General features: G+C 70.7%; 15 protein-coding genes and 1 pseudogene. 7 read left to right on the top strand and 9 right to left on the bottom strand.

Going from position 1 to position 19,519, the window contains the following annotated elements; genetic code table 11:
• Nucleotides 1–5: 5 nt before the first annotated feature.
• The 4 genes from ACQP2E_RS23845 to ACQP2E_RS23830 all read right to left on the bottom strand — a co-directional run bounded on the left by ACQP2E_RS23845 (nt 6) and on the right by ACQP2E_RS23830 (nt 6,474).
• The gene (locus tag ACQP2E_RS23845; protein WP_433825159.1) at nt 6–1,247 is read right to left on the bottom strand and encodes a hypothetical protein; all 1,242 of its coding nucleotides are present in this window, start codon (nt 1,245–1,247) and stop codon (nt 6–8) included.
• A gap of 52 nt (nt 1,248–1,299) precedes the next feature.
• Nucleotides 1,300–2,532 (bottom strand): glucose-1-phosphate adenylyltransferase, encoded by a 1,233-nt coding sequence (glgC, locus tag ACQP2E_RS23840; RefSeq protein ID WP_433825158.1) that lies wholly within the window; start codon nt 2,530–2,532, stop codon nt 1,300–1,302.
• Between the two features lie 87 nt (nt 2,533–2,619).
• A complete protein-coding gene (locus ACQP2E_RS23835; RefSeq protein WP_433825157.1) occupies nt 2,620–4,905 on the bottom strand; it encodes a putative bifunctional diguanylate cyclase/phosphodiesterase in 2,286 nt (761 codons plus the stop codon).
• Between the two features lie 3 nt (nt 4,906–4,908).
• Nucleotides 4,909–6,474, bottom strand: coding sequence for a diguanylate cyclase domain-containing protein (locus ACQP2E_RS23830; RefSeq protein WP_433825156.1), 1,566 nt, complete (start codon nt 6,472–6,474; stop codon nt 4,909–4,911).
• A gap of 64 nt (nt 6,475–6,538) precedes the next feature.
• Between ACQP2E_RS23830 and glgA the strand changes: the two genes are divergently transcribed.
• Genes glgA through ACQP2E_RS23815 form a run of 3 tightly spaced genes read left to right on the top strand, consistent with a single transcriptional unit; the run spans nt 6,539 to nt 10,638 of the window.
• Nucleotides 6,539–7,738: a glycogen synthase gene (glgA, locus tag ACQP2E_RS23825; protein WP_433825155.1), complete on the top strand. Its 1,200-nt coding sequence runs from the start codon at nt 6,539–6,541 to the stop codon at nt 7,736–7,738.
• Nucleotides 7,738–9,357, top strand: coding sequence for a glycoside hydrolase family 10 protein (locus tag ACQP2E_RS23820; protein ID WP_433825154.1), 1,620 nt, complete (start codon nt 7,738–7,740; stop codon nt 9,355–9,357). Before glgA ends, ACQP2E_RS23820 begins: the two co-directional genes overlap by 1 nt.
• 21 nt (nt 9,358–9,378) lie before the next feature.
• Nucleotides 9,379–10,638, top strand: coding sequence for an alpha/beta fold hydrolase (locus ACQP2E_RS23815; RefSeq protein ID WP_433825153.1), 1,260 nt, complete (start codon nt 9,379–9,381; stop codon nt 10,636–10,638).
• Nucleotides 10,639–10,698: 60 nt separating this feature from the next.
• Here ACQP2E_RS23815 and ACQP2E_RS23810 read toward each other — a convergent pair whose 3' ends face one another.
• Both ACQP2E_RS23810 and ACQP2E_RS23805 read right to left on the bottom strand, forming a co-directional pair.
• Complete coding sequence (locus tag ACQP2E_RS23810) at nt 10,699–10,866, bottom strand: hypothetical protein (RefSeq protein ID WP_433825152.1); 168 nt, start codon at nt 10,864–10,866, stop codon at nt 10,699–10,701.
• Nucleotides 10,850–11,140 (bottom strand): hypothetical protein, encoded by a 291-nt coding sequence (locus tag ACQP2E_RS23805; RefSeq protein WP_433825151.1) that lies wholly within the window; start codon nt 11,138–11,140, stop codon nt 10,850–10,852. Before ACQP2E_RS23805 ends, ACQP2E_RS23810 begins: the two co-directional genes overlap by 17 nt.
• Nucleotides 11,141–11,245: 105 nt before the next feature.
• Here ACQP2E_RS23805 and ACQP2E_RS23800 point away from each other — a divergent pair.
• Nucleotides 11,246–11,489, top strand: a pseudogene (locus ACQP2E_RS23800) (helix-turn-helix domain-containing protein); the annotation flags it as partial.
• A 132-nt stretch (nt 11,490–11,621) separates the two neighbouring features.
• Nucleotides 11,622–12,224, top strand: a complete 603-nt coding sequence (locus tag ACQP2E_RS23795) for a fascin domain-containing protein (protein WP_433834284.1) — start codon at nt 11,622–11,624, stop codon at nt 12,222–12,224.
• Nucleotides 12,225–12,494: 270 nt separating this feature from the next.
• On the opposite strand, the gene ACQP2E_RS23790 is transcribed toward ACQP2E_RS23795, so the two are convergent.
• From ACQP2E_RS23790 to ACQP2E_RS23780, 3 genes are read right to left on the bottom strand one after another with little or no spacing between them, the layout of a single operon-like run.
• Complete coding sequence (locus ACQP2E_RS23790; protein WP_433825150.1) at nt 12,495–14,117, bottom strand: ABC-F family ATP-binding cassette domain-containing protein; 1,623 nt, start codon at nt 14,115–14,117, stop codon at nt 12,495–12,497.
• Between the two features lie 36 nt (nt 14,118–14,153).
• On the bottom strand, nt 14,154–14,585 hold the full coding sequence (locus ACQP2E_RS23785; protein WP_433825149.1) for a PPOX class F420-dependent oxidoreductase: 432 nt from the start codon (nt 14,583–14,585) through the stop codon (nt 14,154–14,156).
• Between the two features lie 28 nt (nt 14,586–14,613).
• Nucleotides 14,614–15,441 carry a PhzF family phenazine biosynthesis protein gene (locus ACQP2E_RS23780; RefSeq protein ID WP_433825148.1) on the bottom strand — a complete coding sequence of 276 codons (828 nt, stop codon included), beginning with the start codon at nt 15,439–15,441 and terminating at the stop codon, nt 14,614–14,616.
• Between the two features lie 114 nt (nt 15,442–15,555).
• Here ACQP2E_RS23780 and ACQP2E_RS23775 point away from each other — a divergent pair, with 114 nt between their 5' ends.
• Both ACQP2E_RS23775 and ACQP2E_RS23770 read left to right on the top strand, forming a co-directional pair.
• Nucleotides 15,556–16,980 (top strand): sigma 54-interacting transcriptional regulator, encoded by a 1,425-nt coding sequence (locus ACQP2E_RS23775; RefSeq protein ID WP_433825147.1) that lies wholly within the window; start codon nt 15,556–15,558, stop codon nt 16,978–16,980.
• Nucleotides 16,981–16,982: 2 nt separating this feature from the next.
• Complete coding sequence (locus ACQP2E_RS23770; RefSeq protein WP_433825146.1) at nt 16,983–18,932, top strand: vWA domain-containing protein; 1,950 nt, start codon at nt 16,983–16,985, stop codon at nt 18,930–18,932.
• Nucleotides 18,933–19,519 lie beyond the last annotated feature (587 nt).

The raw sequence follows: 19,519 nt of genomic DNA, 5'->3' as shown, positions 1-19,519 counted from the left end.
TGACATCAACCTGCCGCGATCTTGTTGAGTTCCCCGGAAACGGTGCGGTCGAAATCAACAAGGTCCAATCCTCGTGCGTCGAGGAAGTCGCGCACCGCCGCCACCGCCTGCTGCTCGATGAGGCGCTGATGTTTGCGCACGTCCGGGTGCCGGTCCAGATCGGCAGGCATGGAGCCGAGTTCGCGTACCCCGACCCGGGCGCCGTGATCGAAGCCGCGGGTGAGACGTTCGTCGAGGCCGGCCGGGACGCGGCCGGCCGGCAGCGCCCGGAACAGCCGGGCCGGCGCCCGCAGGACGACCCCCGGTGTCCGCGCCGCACCCTCGCCGAGCGTCTGCCACCAGGTCGGCGGTTTCTCCCGGTCCACCACCCGGTACGCGTCAGCGCACGGCAGCAGCGCCGTCGTGGTGACCTCCAGATAGAGCGAGCGCCCCTGCACCGCCACGTGCACGTGGACCGTGGTGATCACCTCACCGCCGCCGGAGACGACCTGGCAGGCGAGCTGGTGCCGGGCCGGCGAGGCGGGATGCCTGATGATCCGGCCGATCTCGTGCGGTGATGTCATCGGGCGCAGCCGCCGCGCCTCGGTGCCGGCCAGGAAGACCCGGTCGGTGACGGTGAGCCCGGCGATCGACTGGCCGGGGACGGCGCCCGGGCCGCCGACCAGCGAGCCGAGGTGCCGGCCGAGGTGGGTGACGAGGTCGTCGGCGGCGAACGGCGGCCGGGCGAACTCGCGTTCGCTCGCGGCGCGCGGCGGACCGGCCGGGTCGGCGGGGCGCAGCAGCCGTTGCGCGAAACCCCAGGTGCCGATCACCTCGCCGGCCCCGACGTACGGGTGGAAGCCGTGGATGACGGTGTTGCCGTACTGAAGTCTCTCGATCTCTCGCAGCCGGGGCGTGTCGGCCGGGGAGGTGGGCGCACGGCCGGGCCGGAAGCTCCGCAGCTGGGCGCGGCACCAGAAGGTCCAGCCGACCGAGCAGCCCACGGCCAGCAGCACCAAGGGCAGTACGCGGCCGAGCACCGCGCCGGCCAGGGCGGCCACGATCACGCCGTCGCGGGCCAGGGCGACGGCCCGGGCCCGCAGGCAGTGCCCGAGCACCGGGCCGAGGGTGAACCCGTACGACGGCGCCACGGCCAGGTGCGGCTGCCGGTAGACCTGATTCAGCGCGGCGTCGCGGAAGTCCTCGTCGAGGTACGCGCCCGCGCACAGGTGTCGCGTGGCGGTGGTGGGGTCCTCCGAGTGCGACACGCCTTCAGATTACGAAGATCCAGAGGACTTCGTAAATGCGGCGAACGAGTGACTAGAGCTCGATCCGCTGTCCCTTGCCGATCACCACGATGCCGTTGTCGCTGACCGTGTAGAGCTTGCGGTCCTTCTCCAGATCGACGCCGATCTGCGCGTCCTCGGGGATCACCACGTTCTTGTCGATGATCGCGTTGCGGATCACCGCGCGGCGGCCCACCGAGACGCCCTCCATGATCACGGCGCCGTCCACGTGCGCCCACGAGTTGACCCGCACGTTCGGTGAGATGACCGAGCGCTCGACCAGAGCGCCGGAGATCACCACACCGGGCGAGATCATCGAGTCGATGGCGCGGCCCTGGCGGTCGTCGTAACCGTGCACGAATTTCGCCGGGGGCCACGAACCGTAGTTCGTGAAGATCGGCCAGTCGTGGTTGTAGAGGTTGAAGATCGGCAGCGTGGCGTTGAGGTCCATGTGGGCCTCGTAGAACGAGTCGAGCGTGCCCACGTCGCGCCAGTAACCGCGGTCCCGATCGGTGCTGCCGGGCACGTCGTTGTCACGGAAGTCGTAGACGTTGGCCTCGCCGCGCTCCACCAGCATCGGGATGATGTTGCCGCCCATGTCGTGCTTGCTGTCCGGGTCCTGCGCGTCGCGGGAGACCGCCTCGCAGAGCGCCCGGGTGGTGAAGACGTAGTTGCCCATCGAGGCGTAGACCTCGTCGGGGGAGTCGGGCAGGCCGGTCGCGTCCTTCGGCTTCTCCCGGAACGCCTTGATCCGCTTGCCGTCCTCGGCCACGTCGATCACGCCGAACTGGTCGGCCTGGGAGAGTGGCTGCCGGATGCCGGCGACGGTCACCGCGGCGCCCGAGGCGATGTGGTCGCTGACCATCTGCTTCGGGTCCATGCGGTAGATGTGGTCGGCGCCGAAGACGATCACGTAGTCCGGAGCCTCGTCGTTGATCAGGTTGAGGCTCTGGTAGATCGCGTCGGCCGAGCCGGCGAACCAGCGCGGGCCGAGCCGCTGCTGCGCGGGCACCGGGGTGACGTAATTGCCGAGAAGCGTGGACATGCGCCACGTCTTGGAGATGTGCCGGTCGAGCGAGTGGGATTTGTACTGCGTCAGAACGACGATCTTGAGGTACCCCGCGTTCGCGAGGTTCGACAGAACGAAATCGATCATGCGATAGATGCCGCCGAATGGCACGCCGGGTTTGGCCCGGTCAGCCGTCAAGGGCATCAGGCGCTTGCCTTCTCCACCAGCCAGAACGATCGCAAGCACCTTGACAGCCATGGGAAGGACGCTAATGTTCCGGCCGCTCGTTCGCCACCCGAAAGGGCGGTCCGAAATATCTTGCGTCAGCTGCTGTGGACTTGCGATTCAGCGTACCGGCGCGGGATTCGCCTCCCGCATCCGGGCCTCGATCATCTCGGGCTCCATCGGGCGGCCGAAATGGTAACCCTGTGACAGCGGGCAGTGCAGTTCGCGTAACAGCACGGCCTGCGCGGCGGTCTCCACGCCCTCGGCAACGGCGATCAGGTCCTGGCTGCCGGCCAGCTCCAGGATCGCCCTGGTCAGACTCACGTCCTGGGGCCGCGGCGGATCCTGCAGGCGGCTGATGAACGACTGGTCGATCTTCAGGATGTCGACGGGCAGTTGGTGCAGATATGCGAGGGACGAGTAACCCGTACCGAAGTCGTCGATCGCGATCCGGATGCCCCCGGCCCGCAGCGCGTCCAGCACACCGGTGTCCGTCGCGTCGATGAGCACCGATTCGGTGATCTCCAGCACCAGGGCCCGGGCCGGCAGACCGGTCTCGGCCAGGATCGTCCGGACGTCACCGGCGAACCCGGGGTCGCGCAGCTGATGGGTGGAGACGTTGACGGTCACGTACAGGCCGTACTCCGCGTGCCACCGGGCCGCTTGCGCGCAGGCCAGCCGCAGCGCCCGGATACCGAGTGCGACGATCAGGCCGGTCTGCTCGGCCACCGGGATGAACACGCCGGGCGGGATCGTCTCGCCGTCGCGGCGCCAGCGCATCAGCGCCTCCACCCCGAGCGTGCGGCCGGTGGCGGTGTCCACCACCGGCTGGTAATGCATCAGCAGCGTCCCCTCCGCGAGCGCCTGCCGCAGGCCCGCCGCGATCCTCGCGCGTTCGCTCTGCTCGGCGCGCAGCGAGTCGTCGAACCAGCTCAGCCGCGCGCCTCCGGCCTGCTTCGCAGCCCGAAGAGCCAGGTCACCATCGCCGAGCGTCGCCGCCGGCCCCGACGTGGGTACGCCGATGGCGGCCCCCGCGCTCATCGTCAGATGGATCCGCCGCTCGCCGGCGACGAAAGGTGCGTCCGCCACGGCGGCCAGAACCCGCGCTGCCAGGTCGTCGGTGCGCTCCGGGTCCTCGGCGAGGAGAGCGAACTCGTCGCCGCCCAGCCGCGCCACCAGGTCCACTTCCGGGGCGAACCGCGACAACCGCCCGGCCAGCTGGCGCAGTACGGTGTCGCCGACCGGGTGGCCGTAGGTGTCGTTGACCGCCTTGAAGCCGTCCAGCCCGCAGAGCAGCAGCGCGTACGGCCGGTCACCGGCCGCCGTGGCGGTGAGCCGCTCCATCAGCAGGTCCCGGTTGGCGATCCCGGTCAGCGCGTCGTGCCCGGCCCGGTACGCGAGCCGCTGCTGCAGCTCCTGCTGTTCGGCGAGCGCGGCCGCCAGCTGGGCGGCGCGGCCCTCCCCGAGGCGGAGCAGGATCGCGATCCGGGCCAGCAGCAGCCCGCAGAGCACCGCGGTGATCGCCGCCGGGACGATCACCGCGGCGGTGCTGCCGGAACCGGTCAGATAGCCGCCGGCCACCGGCAGGAGCGGGCTGGCCACCGCCATGGCGACCAGGCCGATCAGCCGGGGCCGGCCGATCAGCTTGTCGCCGGTGACCTGGCAGGTGCCCTGCCAGCCGGCGTTCGGATGCAGCACGGCCGCGCTCACCAGGACGCTCCACACCCCGATCGCCAGGAAGCCGAACCCGCCCGGCAGGAACGGCCCGGTGCCGGACCCGCCGACGGCCGCGTAGACCAGGTGCGGCGCCAGCAGCGTCACGCCGGCCGCGGAGACCAGGCGGGAGCAGTTCAGCCCGCGCAGCACGACGATCAGGATCGCGATGTCGAGCCCCGCGTAGAACGCCGCCATCGCGTCGTCGACCTGGCGGTACCCGGGGGCGTCGAGGTACGGCACGATCACCGTCGACCAGGCGAGCATCGCCAGGAACAGCACCACGGTGCCGAACTCGGCGCCGCTCTCGGTCGCCGAGCGTCCCCGGCGGGGCTTGCGGGTGACCACGTAACCGGCGGCCGCGTACAGCCCCCAGACGACGGTCAGCGACATGCCCAGCGGCGCGTTGCCGGGTGCCGGCGCGCCGAGCGCCCCCTGGAGCATCCACCAGCCGTTCACCGCGATCGCGGCGATCTGCGCGGCGGCCAGGAGCCACCAGCCGAGCGGCGCGCCCACATCGCGCCGGAGCACCGCCGTCACCGTCACCACGACCCCGGCGGCCTGCACCAGGAGCCAGGCCGGTCCGCCCGAACTGCCCGCCACCAGCTGCACGGCGAAGACCACCGCAAGACCTGCGACCAGGGTGTACTGCCAGGCCGCGAGGCGGGTGATCGACGGGAGGCGCACGCTCACATCTCATCTCGCCGGGGTTGCGGCGCCGGTTGCCGCCGGGTTGTAGATCGCCGAACAGGCCCGGCCGGCGGTCTTCGCCGCGTACAGCGCCACGTCGGCGTCGCGAAGGGCCTCCGAGGGCCCGGCCGCGTCGTTCAGGTCGAGCAGGCCGATGCTGGCCGAGACGCGTACCCGGTTGCCGCTGAGCAGGCGCTCGCGCCCGGCCACGTCGAGCAGGACGCTCGCCGCCGCGACAGCGTCCCGGCCGATCAGATCGCCGTCCGCGGGGGCGGGCTGTGCCGTGCCGGCCTCGCCCGGGATCAGGACCGCGAACTCGTCGCCGCCGAGGCGCGCCACCGCGCCGGACGGCACGGCGGCCCGGAACTCGCCGCCGAGCGCCACCAGCAGCTCATCGCCGACCGGATGCCCGAAGGTGTCGTTGACCTCCTTGAAACCGTCCAGGTCGACCAGGATCAGCCAGCCCCGGCCGCCGAGCGGCGTCGCCATCGCGGCGGCCAGGCCGTCGGTGAACGCGGCCCGGTTGCCGAGCCCGGTGAGCGGGTCGTGGGTGGCCCGGTGCTCCAGCTCGGCGCGCAGCTCGTCCTGCTCACGCAGGGCCGCGTCCAGGGCATCGGCGCGGCGCTGCGCCAGGTTGCCGAGCCCACCCATCCGCAACAGCAGCAGGACGCTCACCGCGACGCTGAGCAGCAGCGGGATCAGGAACGTGTTGAGCGCCATCAGCAGGCTCAGCTCGTGGTCGCCGGGCGGCGGCGGACCCTCGTGCGGCCGCAGCGCGGCGGCCAGGCCGGTCATCAGCGGGTTGAGCGCGGAGAGCACCGAGAAGAGCCAGAGCCGGGTACGCGAGATCACCCGGGTGTCCCGCGCCGGCTCGATCCGGGCCATGCCCGGATGCAGCGCGGCACTCGCCGCGATCAGATGGCCGAACACCCAGCAGGCCAGCTGCCAGGACTCGGTGCCATCCCCGGAGGTCAGCCCGCTGGCGTACGCGGTGTCGCCGGCCAGCTGGAGCGCCACGCTCGCCATCAGCAGCTGGTTGACCCGGTCGCGGGGATCGCCGGCCAGCAGCAGCACCGCGACCGCCGCGGTACGCACCAGGCCGAGCAGGGTGAACAGGACGAACGTCAGCAGGGCCGGCAGGTTTCCCCACCGGTCGGCCAGGAACGGCCCGGTGATGAACGCCCAGACGCCGGCCAGCAGGCAGAGCACCACGATCAGGCCGTCGACCAGGTTCGCCCGGTGCTGCCCGGGGCGGCTCACCTGACCGACCCGGGCCAGCATCGACGCGGTGAAGAGCGTGAACGCGCCGGCCACGGCGACCAGATCGACCACCGGGCCGGACCCGATCCGGTCGGTCACGTGGGTGGCGGCGAAGGCGAGCAGCGCGGCGGCGAGCAGCCACCAGGAGGCGGCGGCGGGCGGCCGGCGCCGGCGGATCGCGGCGATCACCACCAGACCGGCGGAAATCTCCGCGCCGGTCAGCACCACCTCGCCCCACGGCTGCCGGGTGGCGGCCGCGACCACCACCAGCAGCGCACCGATCAGCAGGTAAACGGACCACAGCCGGCTCACGTCAGTTCCATCGTCCGGGGCCGGGACCGGGCTGAGCTGTCGGCGGCCCGCTATCCTGCGAACCGTGACCTCACGACTGCGCGCCGACCTGATCACCCGCGAATACCCGCCGGAGGTCTACGGCGGCGCCGGGGTGCATCTGGAGTACCTGAGCCGTGACCTGCGGCGTCTCGCCGACGTGCGGGTGCACTGCTTCGGTGCTCCGCGCGACGAGGAGGGCGTCACGGCGTACCCGGAGATCGCCGAGCTGGCGGGCGCGAACCCGGCCTTGCGCACCATGGGGGTCAATCTCAGGATGGCGCACGGCGCAGCCGGCGCCGACATCGTGCACAGCCACACCTGGTACGCGAACTTCGCCGGCCACACGGCGAAACTGCTGCACGGCATCCCGCACGTGATGACCACGCACAGCCTCGAACCGCTGCGCCCGTGGAAAGCCGAGCAGCTCGGCGGCGGTTACGCGCTCTCCTCGTTCTGCGAGCGGACCGCGGTGGAAAACGCCGACGCGATCATCGCGGTCTCCGGCGGGATGCGGCGTGACGTGCTCCAGGCGTACCCGTCGGTGGACCCCGACCGGATCCAGGTGGTCTACAACGGGATCGACACCGAGCTGTACTCGCCGGACCAGGGCACCGAGGTGGTCGACCGGCTCGGCATCGACCGCAACCGGCCCAGCGTCGTGTTCGTCGGCCGGATCACCCGGCAGAAAGGGCTGCCGTACCTGATGCGGGCCTGTCACGACCTTCCGGCCGAGGCGCAGATCATCCTGCTCGCCGGTGCGCCGGACACCCCGGAGATCGCCGCCGAGGTCGAGGCGCTGGCCCGCGAGCTGCGCGAGGCCCGCGACCCGGAGGGCGTCATCTGGGTGCAGGAGATGCTGCCGAAACAGGACGTCATCCAGGTGCTCACGCACGCCACGGTCTTCGTCTGCCCGTCGATCTACGAGCCGATGGGCATCGTGAACCTGGAGGCGATGGCCTGCGAGACCGCGGTGGTCGCCACCGCGACCGGCGGCATCCCCGAGGTGGTCAAGGACGGCGAGACCGGCCTGCTGGTGCCGATCGAGCAGGTCCAGGACGGTACGGGAACGCCGGTGAACCCGGAGAAGTTCGTGGCCGACCTGTCCGCCACCCTGTCCCGTGTGCTGCGTGACCCCGCGCTCGCCGCCACGATGGGCAAGGCCGGCCGCCGCCGCGCGGTGGAGCACTTCAGCTGGGCCCGGATCGCCGAGGACACCCTCGAGGTCTATCGTTCGGTCCTCTGATGTTACGAAACCCCCCGATTCGTCTCGTCCTGCTGCTCGCCGTCGTCCTGTTCGGCGTCGCTGTCCTCGGTGCCGGCCTGGTCCGCGCAGCGTTCTACCAGCCGCTCGGACGCGCGGCGGTGACCGGTGCGGCGGTGCCGGCGGTGGCCGCGCCGGCCGCCGCGAACGACGGCCGGTGCGGAGTGGTCCCGGTCCGGGCGCCCGCCCGTGAGCTGCGCGGCATGTGGCTCACCACGGTCTACAACATCGACTTCCCGTCGAAGCCGGGGCTGTCCCAGGCGCAGGTCAAGGCGGAGTACCTGAAGTGGCTCGACCTCGCCGAGGCGCAGAACCACAACGCGATCTTCGTGCACGTGCGGCCCAGCGGTGACGCGTTCTGGCCGTCGGCGTACGCGCCCTGGTCGAACTGGCTGACCGGCAAGCTGGACGGCACCGATCCCGGCTGGGACCCGATGGCGTTCATGATCGACGAGGCGCACGCGCGGAACCTGGAGTTCCACGGCTGGTTCAACCCGTACCGGGGAACCCAGCCGGCGCCCGGCGGTGGAGCCGGGACCGATCTGAAGAAGCTCGCGCCGAACCATCCGCTGCTCACCCACCCGGAGTGGCGGATCTCGTACCCGACCGGCAAGAACGGCCGGCTGTACTTCGATCCCGGAGTGCCCGAGGCCCGCCGTTTCGTCGAGGACGCGATGCTGGAGGCGGTCGAGAAGTACGACCTCGACGGCGTCCATTTCGACGACTTCTTCTATCCCTATCCGGAAGCCGGCCAGGACTTCCCGGACAACGCCTCGTTCGCGAAACACGGCGGCGGGAAATCGCGGGCCGACTGGCGGCGTGACAATGTGAACACCCTCGTCCGGGAGATGCACGAACGACTCGCCGCGCTGAAACCGTGGGTGAAATTCGGGATCAGCCCGTTCGGCATCTGGCGCAACGGCGGCGAGGGCTCGGACACCAGCGGCCTGGAGAGCTACGACGCCATCTACGCCGACACCCGTAAATGGGTACGCGAGGGCTGGCTCGACTACATCGTGCCGCAGCTGTACTGGACGATCGGTATCGGCAAAGCCGATTACGCGAAAGTGCTGCCCTGGTGGGCGAAGACGGTCAAGGGCACCGGCGTGCAGCTCTACATCGGGATGGCCGACTACCGGGTCGGCGAGAAAGGCGACTGGAGCGATCCGGCCGAACTCGACAGGCAGATGGCCCTCAACGACAAGTACGGCGTTCAGGGCCAGGTGCACTACAGCGCCAAGAAGGTCCGGTCGAACCGGCTGGGCTCGGTGACCCGTTACCGCGACAAGCACTACGCGTCGCCGGCGCTGCTGCCCCGGATGGCACGCCTTCCGGCCGCGCCACCCGCGGCGCCGCAGATCACCGGGGCGACCCGGGGCGCGAACGGTGAGCTCGTCTTCGCGGCTGCCGCTGACGGGGTGAGCTGGGCGCTGTACCGGACCGGGGAGAAGGAGGCCACGCTTGTCGCCACCGGACGCTCCGGGACAGCGGTGACCGATCCGAAACCGCCGGCCGCCGGTGGGACGTACTGCCTCACCTCGCTGGACCGGTCGGCCAACGAGGGGGCGGCCAGCGCTCCGTTCACGGTCGCGGGTTCCTGACGCTGCGCCTAGGGTGAGTGGGTGATCGCTCATCCGGGGCTTCGTTTCACCGACCACACCGTCACCGTGCCGCTCGACCACCGGAAACCCGGTGTGGCCGGTATCGAGATCTTCGCCCGTGAGGTGGTGGCGGCCGACCGGGTGGGCGACGACCTGCCGTGGCTGCTCTACCTGCAGGGCGGTCCGGGCGGGAAATCGCCGCGGCCGCTGCGGTCGGACAGCTGGCTGGCGCGCGCCACGCGTACCCATCGGGTCCTGTTGCTGGACCAGCGGGGGACCGGGCGCAGTACGCCGATCACCGCGCGGACCGTGCGGGACATGCCGGCCGACCGGCTCGCGGCGTTTCTCACCCTGTTCCGCGCGGACAGCATCGTCGCGGACGCGGAGATGCTGCGGGAACGGCTGGCCGGCGGGTCGAAATGGGACACGCTCGGGCAGAGTTACGGCGGTTTCGTGACGATGACCTATCTGTCGATGGCGCCGCAGGGCCTGCGGAATTGTTATGTGACAGGTGGGCTGCCGGGTCTGACCGCCACGGCCGACGACGTTTATGCCCGGACCTATCCGCGGGTTGCCGCCAAGAACGCCGAGTTCTACCGGGCGTTTCCGGAGGACGTGGCCGGGGTGCGCGCGGTCGCCGATCACCTGGACGCGGCCGATGTGCGGCTGCCGGACGGGGATCGGCTCACGGCACGGCGGATGCGGCTTCTCGGAAATGTTTTCGGGATGAGTTACGGGTACGCGCAGATGCACTGGCTTTTCGAGGAGGCGTGGCACGGTTCGTGGTTGTCGGACACGTTCCTGCACGAGGTCATGCGGTTGACGGGGTTCGTTGACACGCCGTTGTTCGCCTTGCAGGAGTACTGCTACGGGCGGCAGGGAGTGGCTTCCGGGTGGGCCGCGTCACGCCTCATCACGAAATATCCGGAATTTGCGGAGAAAGCGGATCCGCTGCTGTTCACCGGGGAGATGATGTACCCCTGGATGTTCTCCGAGATCGCCTCTTTGCGGCCGTTCGCCGGTGCTGCTGATCTGCTCGCCGCCACTGAGGACTGGCCGGATCTCTTCGACCTGGATCGTCTCGCGGGCAATTCTGTCCCGGTGCTGGCGGCGGTGTATGCCGACGACATGTACGTGGACGCGGAGTTGTCGCTGGCAACCGCCTCATTTGTCGGAAATGTCAGGACTTGGGTGACGAATGAGTACGAGCATGACGGCCTCCGGACCGCCGGGGACGCCGTGCTCGGGCACCTCATCGAGATGGCCGCAGGGCTCCGGTAGCCAGGTCCCCCAGCCGGTCGGCGTTCGCGGCGTCGACCGACCAATCGGAGACGCCCGCGTTCAGGCCGCACCGCCCGGCACCACCTCGGCCGGCTGCACGTCCTTGTCGAAGTAACACCCGGTCACCCCCTCGATCAGCGGTGACGCGGCGAGCGGCACGGACGCCGTCGCGCCCTGCTCGGGAGTCTTGAAGGTGTCCGGGTGGATCAGCTCACCGGTCTCGTCCATGGCGCCCCTGGCCTGCATCGTCGCGTCCGAGAGGTGCCGCTGCAGACTGGTGTGGACGCGCCCGGGTGCGAGCGCGTTCGCGGTCACACCCCACTTGCGGGTCGTCGAAATCCACACCGGCATTGAGCTGCGCGCCGGAGCTGACCATCACGATCCGGGCGTCCGCGGTCAGGTGCTCGAGCAGGCCGGTGATCAGCGCGAAGTGGCCGAGGAAGTTGGTGGCGAGCTGCATCTCCCAGCCGTTGCGGGCGCGGGTCAGCTCCGGCAGCGCCATGATCCCGGCGTTGGCGACGATCGCGTGCAGCGGGCCGGTCCAGCCGCTGAACGTGGCAGGCAGGGCGACCGGCCTGCTCGCCGGGCTGGCCGATCCGGTGGTGGGGCCGGCCTGCTCGCCGGGCTGGCCGATCCGGTGGTGGGGCCGGCGTTGCGCGCGTTGCACGCCCGCCCGGAGCGAGCCTGGACCGTTGCCCGAGCTGGCCCAGATCTCCGCGGTCTCCGCCGCCAGGCTCCGGCGCGGCGACGGAACGGTCGCGGCCATCGCCCGTGCCATCGGGTACGGCTCGGAAAGCGCCCTGGGCAACGCTTTCAAACGGGTGACCGGCAGTTCCCCGCGCGAGTACCGCCGCATTCGGGCAGTGCGCTCGCCGGCGGCCGAAGAGAACCGGCACGGCGGCGTGTTCCAGCCACCCTTTTACACCGGACGAGTCATAAGATTCCACGACAAATCCGGCATATCGCTCGAAGGGGTCCCCCAGATGTCTCGCATCCGGTACATCGCCGCCATCTCCGCAGCAGCCTGCCTGGCTCTACCCGCCGCCGCTGCCCTCGCCGCCTCCCCGGCGTCCCCGGCCACTCCGGTTTCCCCGGCCACTCCGGCCTCCCCGGCGTCCCCGGCGGCTGGCGCCGGCCGGGCGGGAATCTCCGTGCACGCTGCGCCGCCCGCGTCCATGATCTGCAGCATCCAGACCCGGAGCGGCCACTACGTGACGGCGGTCGGCGGAGGTGGACAGGCCGCCAACGCCGTGCGTACCGACGCCACGACGGTCGGCGCCACCGAGCGCTTCCAGCTGATCGCCCTGAGCGCGAGCACCTTCGCCGTGCGGACCGCCAACAAGAGCTACATCAGCGTCGTCGGCGGCGGAGGCCGCAAAGCCGACGTGATCCGCTCGAACGCCAAGACCGTGGGCGCCAACGAGAAGCTGTCCGTGGTTCCGCTCTCCGCCGACGGCTGGTCCGCGATCCGTACCCCGAGCGGCAACTTCCTCACCGCGGTGGGCGGTGGCGGCCGCCGCGCCGACGTGGTCCGCTCCGACGCCAAGAAGATCGGCCCCGACGAGCGCTTCAAACTCGCCTGCTGACCCGTCCGGCTGAACACCAGGGTCGCCATGCCGTGCAGCCGGGGACCGTACCGTTAAGCCGGTCCTCGGCTGAACACCACGGTCCCCGGCTTAACGCCACGGTCACCGCACCGTGCAGCCGGCAGCCGTGGCGTTAAGCCCGCCCCCGGCTGTACGCCACGGTCCTCGGCTGTACGCCACGGTCGCCGCACCGTGCAGCCGGCAGCCGTGGCGTTAAGCCCGCCCCCGGCTGTACACCACGGTCCCCGCGACGTACAGCCGGCAGAAGCGTCAGCCGGTCACCTTGCCGCCCGCCACCTCGAGGTGGCGGTTCGTCGACACCGCTGACAACATCCGCCTGTCGTGGGTGACCAGCAGCAACGTGCCCGTATAACTCTCCAGCGCCGACTCCAGCTGCTCGATCGCCGGCAGGTCCAAATGGTTCGTCGGCTCGTCGAGCACCAGCAGATTCACCCCACGAGCCTGCAACAGCGCGAGCGCCGCCCGGGTCCGCTCCCCAGGGGACAACGTCCCGGCCGGCCGCATCACATGAGCCGACCGCAGCCCGAACTTCGCGAGCAACGTCCGCACGTCAGCGTCACTCCACGCCGGCACCGCCTCGCCGAACGCCCGCATCAGCGGCGTCCCGGACAGGAACAACCCCCGCGCCTGGTCGACCTCGCCGACCACCACGCCCGGCCCGAGATGCTGGGTGCCGGACTCCAGCGGCACCCGCCCCAGCAGTGCTGCGAGCAGCGTCGACTTCCCGGCGCCGTTCGCGCCGGTGATCGCGACCCGGTCGGCCCAGTCGATCTGCAGCGTCACCGGCCCGAGAACGAACGACCCGTGCGACACCACGGCGTCGCGCAGCGTCCCCACAACCGCGCCGGCCCGGGGCGCCGCCGCGATCTCCATCCGGAGTTCCCACTCCTTGCGGGGCTCTTCGACGACGTCGAGGCGTTCGATCATCTTCTCGGTCTGCCGGGCCTTCGCGGCCTGCTTCTCGCTGCTCTCGCCCCGCTGGCTCTTCGCGATCTTGTCGTTGTCCGGAGCCTTGCGCCGGGCGTTGCGCACACCCTTGTCCATCCAGGCCCGCTGCATCCGCGCGCGTTCGAGGAGATCCTCCTTCTTGTCGGAGTACTCCTCGAACTCCTCGCGCGCGTGCCGCCGGGCCCGCTCGCGCTCGGACAGGTACGACTCGTACCCGCCGCCGAACAGGTTGACCTGCTGCTGCGCGAGGTCCAGCTCGAGGACCTTGGTGACGGTCCGGATCAGGAACTCACGGTCGTGACTCACCACCACGGCCCCGGCGCGCAGCCCGTCGACGAACGCCTCGATCTGCGCAAGACCCGCCAGGTCGAGGTCGTTCGTCGGCTCGTCCAGCAGGTAGATGTCGTAGCGGCTGAGCAGCAACGACGCCAGCCCGGCGCGTGCCGCCTGGCCACCGGACAGCGACGTCATCAGCGCGTCGGTGTCCAGGTCCATGTCCAGGGCGGCCGCGCGCTCGTCCAGGTCGGCCCCACCGAGGTCGAGCCACCGTTCCAGCGCGGCCGCGTACCGGTCGTCGGCACCCGGCGCCTCAATGGCCAGGTCAGCGGCGGCGGTCTCCATCGCGTCCAGCGCGGCGGTGACGCCGGTGCGCCGGCCGAGGAACGCCAGCACGGTCTCACCGGCCCGGCGCTCCCGCTCCTGCGGGAGATATCCGACATTGGCGGTGGGCGGGCTGAGCGAGACGCTTCCGCTCTCGGTGGGGATCAACCCCGCGAGGGTACGCAGAAGCGTCGTCTTGCCCGCCCCGTTGACCCCGACCAGACCGATCACGTCCCCGGGCGCGACGACGAGGTCGAGCCCTGCGAAGAGTGTGCGGTCGCCGTGCCCTGCGGCGAGTTCCCGGGCGATCATGGTGGCGCTCATCGAACGCCATCCTAAGTTCCGCCCCGACCTGACAGGTCAGCGCAGTGCGGCTCCGTAGACGTGGTCAACCGTCATCGTCATCAGGACCCGCCGGTCGGAGACCATCACCGACCGGTACTCAGCCCAGTCCGGATGCTCCCCGGCGGCCCGCCGGTAGTAGTCGACGAGCGCCTCCACCTCGGGACCGTCCGGCTCGGTGCCCGGCCCGGTCAGGGTGGCGATCCCCTCGGCGGTGGCCCAGGACCAGCCGTCGGCACTGGTCACCTCGATGGTGGCGCGGGGGTCGCGGCGCAGGTTGACAGTCTTGGCGCGTCCCTCGGTCATCGAGACCAGGATGACCCCGGCCTCGGTGTCGTAATAGGGCGTCACGGGGGAGAGCTGCGGCCGGCCGTCCGCCTTGATCGTGGCGAGGACACCGATCCGGCTCTCCGCGAGCAGGGTGCGCGGGTCGAACAGGGTTGCCGTCATGAGAGGTCCAGCCTCACCCGCGCGCGGGTTATTCCGTGATCGGGACACCGGTTCCGCTGACCCGCACACCGGTGACGTCCGGCGCCAGCCGGACGGTGAGACGGCTCGGCCGGCCCATGTCGTCGCCCTGGCGCAGGTGCACGGTCGCGTCCGCCGGGACCAGGCCAAGCGCGCGCAGGTAACCGCCGAATGCCGCTGCCGCCGCGCCGGTCGCCGGATCCTCGTAGACGCCGCCGATCGGGAACGGGTTGCGCACGTCGAAGGTGTCCGCCGCCGCACGGTGCACCAGCTGGATGGTCGTCCATCCGCGCGAGGTCATCAGCGCTTTCAGCGCCGCCACGTCGTAGTTCAGCTCAGCGAGGCGCTTCCGGCTGGTCACGGCCACGATCGGATGGTACGCCCCGGCGTACGCGACCCGGGCCGGCAACTGCTCGTCCAGATCGGCGGCGTCCCACCGCAGCGCCGCGAGCAGAGCCGCCAGATCGTCGGCCGCGATGCCGGTCACGTGCGGGTCCACGCTGGTCAGCGTCGCTTCGAGAGTGCCCGACGACGACGCGACGACGACCGGCACCTCGCCCGCGTTGGTCACGAACAGATGCGAGCCCGGGCCGAGCGCGATCGCCGTGGCGACCGTGGCGTGCCCGCAGAACGGGATTTCGGCGAGCGGGCTGAAGTACCGCACCCGCAGGCCCGCACCTGCCGGCCCGGTCACGAAGGCGGTCTCCGAGTAGCCGACCTCGGCCGCGATCTTCTGCATCTGGTCGTCGTCGAGTCCCGCCGCGTCGAGGACCACACCGGCCGGGTTGCCGCCGCTGGGATCCGAGCTGAATGCCACGTACCGCTGGATGTCTGTCATGACGCACAGCGTGCGCCGCGGCAGTGCGGGTGGGCGAGAGCCAATCTCGCGGCCCTGGATGCGTCCCACGTCACAGTCCTGGCATGTCGGGGTGAGGGGAGTAGCGTTCTTGCGGTGACAGAGGCTCCTTCCGCGATCACACCCATTCCTCCCGCCGACCTGCCGCGCACCCTGGGCGAGCTGCGTGCCAGCGGGCACGAGTTCCGCACCGTGAAAGAGGAGTTGCGCGACAATCTGCTCGATCGCCTGCGTTCCGGGCAGCCGCGTTTCCCCGGCATCGTCGGTTACGACGACACCGTCCTGCCGGAGGTGGAGCGGGCGCTGCTCGCCGGGCACGACATGGTGCTGCTCGGCGAGCGCGGCCAGGGCAAGACCCGCCTGATCCGGTCGCTGACCGGGCTGCTCGACGAGTGGACCCCGTTCATCACCGGCTCGGAGCTGCACGAACATCCGTACCTTCCGCTCACCCCGGCGAGCCGCAGGCTCGCCACCGAGGCCGGCGACCTGCTGCCGGTGTCCTGGCTGCACCGCTCCGAGCGGTACGGCGAGAAGCTCGCCACCCCGGACACCAGCGTCGGTGACCTGGTCGGCGACGTCGACCCGATCAAGGTGGCCGAGGGCCGTGCCCTCGGTGACCCGGAGACGATCCACTTCGGTCTGGTGCCCCGGACGAACCGGGGCATCTTCGCGGTTAACGAACTCCCCGACCTCGCCGAGCGCATCCAGGTGTCGCTGCTCAACGTGCTGGAGGAACGCGACATCCAGGTCCGTGGCTACCAGCTGCGGCTCCCGCTCGACCTGCTGCTCGTGGCGTCCGCGAACCCGGAGGACTACACGAACCGGGGCCGGATCATCACCCCGCTCAAGGATCGGTTCGGCGCGGAGATCCGCACCCACTACCCGGTCGGCCTGGAGCTGGAGACCGCCCTGATCCGGCAGGAGGCGTCCCTGGTCGCGTCCGTTCCGGAGCACCTCATCGACGTCCTGGGGCGGTACACCCGCGCGGTGCGCGAGTCGCCGTCGGTGGACAGCCGTTCCGGCGTCTCGGCCCGGTTCGCGATCGCGGCCGCCGAGACGGTGGCGGCGTCCGCGCTGCGCCGGGCCGGCCTGCGCGGCGAGCGGGAGGCGGTGGCCCGCATCTGCGACGCCACCTCGGTCACGTCCACGCTGCGCGGCAAGGTCGAGTTCGAGAGCGGCGAGGAGGGCCGGGAGACCGAGATCCTGGCGCACCTGCTGCGGGTCGCGACGGCCGAGACGTTCCGGGACCGGCTCGCCGGGCTCGACCTGTCCGGCTTCACCGACCTGGTCGCCGACGGCGCGATCATCCAGACCGGTGACCTGGTCAGCGCGGAGGACCTGCTGGCGCAGATCACCACGGTGCCGGGCCTGGCCAAGGTGCTCGACCGGCTCGGTCTCGGCGACGCGCCGAGTCCGGGACAGGCCGCCTCCGGTGTGGAGTTCGTCCTGGAGGGCCTGCACCTGACCCGGCGGCTGGCCAAGGAGCTGACCGACGACGGCCGCACCCTGTACGGGAGCTGACCGTGTCCGTCTTCCGATATGGCCAATGGCAGGACGGGCCGGACCCGCTCGCCCCGCCGTACGACGTGCGGGCCGCCGTCGACGAGATGGGCGAGCGGGTTCTCGAGGGTGACAGCCTGCGGGACGCCCTGCGCGACCTGATCCGGCGTGGCCCGCGTGACGGCCGGGGTCTCGACGACCTGCGGGCCCGCGCGCAGCGGCTGCGCCGGGACGCGCTGCGCCGGGGCAACCTGGACGGCGCTGTCACCCGGGCCCGGCAGCAGCTCGACCAGGCCCTGGCCGCGGAGCGGGACGCTCTTGCGGCCCGGGACGACATGGACGCGCGGTTCGCCGAGGCGCAGCTCGACAACCTGCCCCGGTCGGTCTCCCAGGCTGTTTCGGAGTTGTCCTCCTACGACTGGGCGTCGTCCGAGGCGCGGCAGATCTACCAGCAGATTCTCGAGGGGCTGCGGCAGGAGGTCGTGTCGCAGCGCTTCGCCGGGATGAAGCAGGCGTTGCAGCAGGGTGATCTCTCGGACATCTCCGAGATGGTGGGTGACCTCAACCGGCTGCTCGACCGGCACGCCCGCGGGGAGAACACCGAGGACCAGTTCCGGGACTTCATGGACAAGCACGGTCAGTTCTTCCCGGACAACCCGCGCAACGTCGACGAGCTGATCGACTCGCTGGCCCGGCAGGCCGCCGCTGCCGAGCGCCTGATGCGCTCGCTCAGCCCGCAGCAGCGCGAAGAACTGCAGAACCTGATGGCCCAGGCCATCGGGGATGGGCCTCTGCAAGGCCAGTTGTCCGAGCTCACCGACAACCTCAAGTCGCTGCGTCCCGGCCTCAACTGGGGCCGCGGCGAGAAGATGCGAGGGCCGAACGATCTGGGGTATGGCGACGCGGCGTCCGCCCTGGGCGAGATCGCCGACCTGGACGAGCTGATCGACCAGCTCGGCCAGGAACACCCTGGCGCGACGCTCGACGACGTGGACGTCGAAGCCGTCGAACGGCAACTGGGCCGGGGCGCCGCCGACGATCTGCGGCGGCTGCGGGAGCTGGAGCGTGAGCTGCGCCGGCAGGGCTGGGTGCAGCGCGACGACGAGGGACTGACCCTCTCCCCGAAAGCGCTGCGACGGCTCGGCCATACCGCGCTGTCCGCGATTTTCAAGGACATCACCGGCGGCAAACGCGGCGAGCACGACATGCGCGACGCCGGAGCCGCCGGCGACCTGATCGGCTCCTCCCGGCGCTGGGAGTTCGGCGACGACCAGCCGCTCGACGTGGTCCGGACCCTCGGCAACGCGGTCCGCCGCCGGGCCGGTTCCCGAGACCTTCAGACCCTTCCGGTACGCCTGGAGCCCGACGACTTCGAGGTGGCCGAAACCGAACGGCGCGCCTCCGCCGTGGTGGCCCTCTGCGTCGACCTGTCCTACTCGATGTACGCCGACGGCCGCTGGGGCCCGATGAAACAGACCGCCCTGGCCCTGTCCCACCTGGTCGCCACGAAATACCCGCAGGACGCCCTGCAGATCGTCGGCTTCGGCAAGTACGCGCAGACGCTCAGCCAGGGCGAACTGGCCGCGATCGAGCCGACGATGGAAAAGGGCACCAACCTGCAGCACGCGCTCAAACTGGCCGGCCGGCACCTGCGCCGGCACCCCGGTGCCGAGCCGGTGGTGCTGGTGGTGACCGACGGCGAGCCCACCGCGCACCTGGAGGACGACGGCGAGGCGCTGTTCTGGTGGCCGCCAATGCCGGAGACCGTCCGGGCCACGGTCCGCGAGGTCGACCTGCTCACCCGATACGGCGCCACCCTGAACGTCTTCATGCTCGGCGAGGACCCGGGCCTGCAACGCTTCGTCGGCAAGGTCGCCGAACGCAACGGCGGCCGCGTCTTCAGCCCGGAGCCGGGCGAGCTGGGCCGCTACGTCATCGACGACTACGTCCGAGCCCGCCGAGGCCGCCGCTGACGTAGGCGCTTGCTCGTGATCACTCACGAGCCGCGACCACCGGCGAAGATCGCGGATGGCCGCGGGGGCTGCCGTCGTGCCGGGCAATGGTCGCTGGCAGCCCCGACACCCGTTGCGGGTGTAGCCACATCCGCAACGGGTGTGAGGTCCCGAGACCAATATCCGCAGGAGCAAACCCGGGTCGTCATCACTCTCACCGCTGAACAACCGTGACGTCATCGCCGACGAATCGGACGGTCGCTGGCTGAATAAGCCGCCGCTCCTAGCAACGCGGCGTCCGGCGGCTCTGCCCGGCGTCCGGCCGCTCTGCCGGGCGGGCTCTGTCGGGCGGGCTCTGTCGGGCGGGCTCTGTCGGGCGGCTCTGCCGTGGCCTCGATGCGTGTGGATTTAGGGTGCGATTCGAACCTGAAGCCGACACGACCGGCCGTTTCGTAGCCTGCGTGTGGACATTGGGTGCGGATTGCACCCTAATTCAACACACTGAGCCCTAGGGCGTGTATCGAAGCCATAGCCAATCGTTGATCGCGGCGATGGTGACGCCGGCAGTGCTGGACGAAACCGGCAGCAGCGTCCGGTGCGCCGCCGGG

It is taken from the genome of Actinoplanes sp. CA-015351 (assembly GCF_050955685.1).
GTDB lineage: Bacteria > Actinomycetota > Actinomycetes > Mycobacteriales > Micromonosporaceae > Actinoplanes.
The sequence above is the reverse complement of the archived record's forward strand: the minus strand, read 5'-3'. Positions and strand labels throughout refer to the sequence as shown.

Excerpts from the sequence above, each read along its gene's own strand:
- glgC (WP_433825158.1), bottom strand. The coding sequence starts at position 2,532 with ATGGCTGTCAAGGTGCTTGCGATCGTTCTGGCTGGTGGAGAAGGCAAG.
- ACQP2E_RS23820 (WP_433825154.1), top strand. The coding sequence starts at position 7,738 with ATGTTACGAAACCCCCCGATTCGTCTCGTCCTGCTGCTCGCCGTCGTC.
- ACQP2E_RS23810 (WP_433825152.1), bottom strand. The coding sequence starts at position 10,866 with ATGGACGAGACCGGTGAGCTGATCCACCCGGACACCTTCAAGACTCCC.
- ACQP2E_RS23805 (WP_433825151.1), bottom strand. The coding sequence starts at position 11,140 with ATGGCGCTGCCGGAGCTGACCCGCGCCCGCAACGGCTGGGAGATGCAG.
- ACQP2E_RS23795 (WP_433834284.1), top strand. The coding sequence starts at position 11,622 with ATGTCTCGCATCCGGTACATCGCCGCCATCTCCGCAGCAGCCTGCCTG.
- ACQP2E_RS23790 (WP_433825150.1), bottom strand. The coding sequence starts at position 14,117 with ATGAGCGCCACCATGATCGCCCGGGAACTCGCCGCAGGGCACGGCGAC.
- ACQP2E_RS23785 (WP_433825149.1), bottom strand. The coding sequence starts at position 14,585 with ATGACGGCAACCCTGTTCGACCCGCGCACCCTGCTCGCGGAGAGCCGG.
- ACQP2E_RS23780 (WP_433825148.1), bottom strand. The coding sequence starts at position 15,441 with ATGACAGACATCCAGCGGTACGTGGCATTCAGCTCGGATCCCAGCGGC.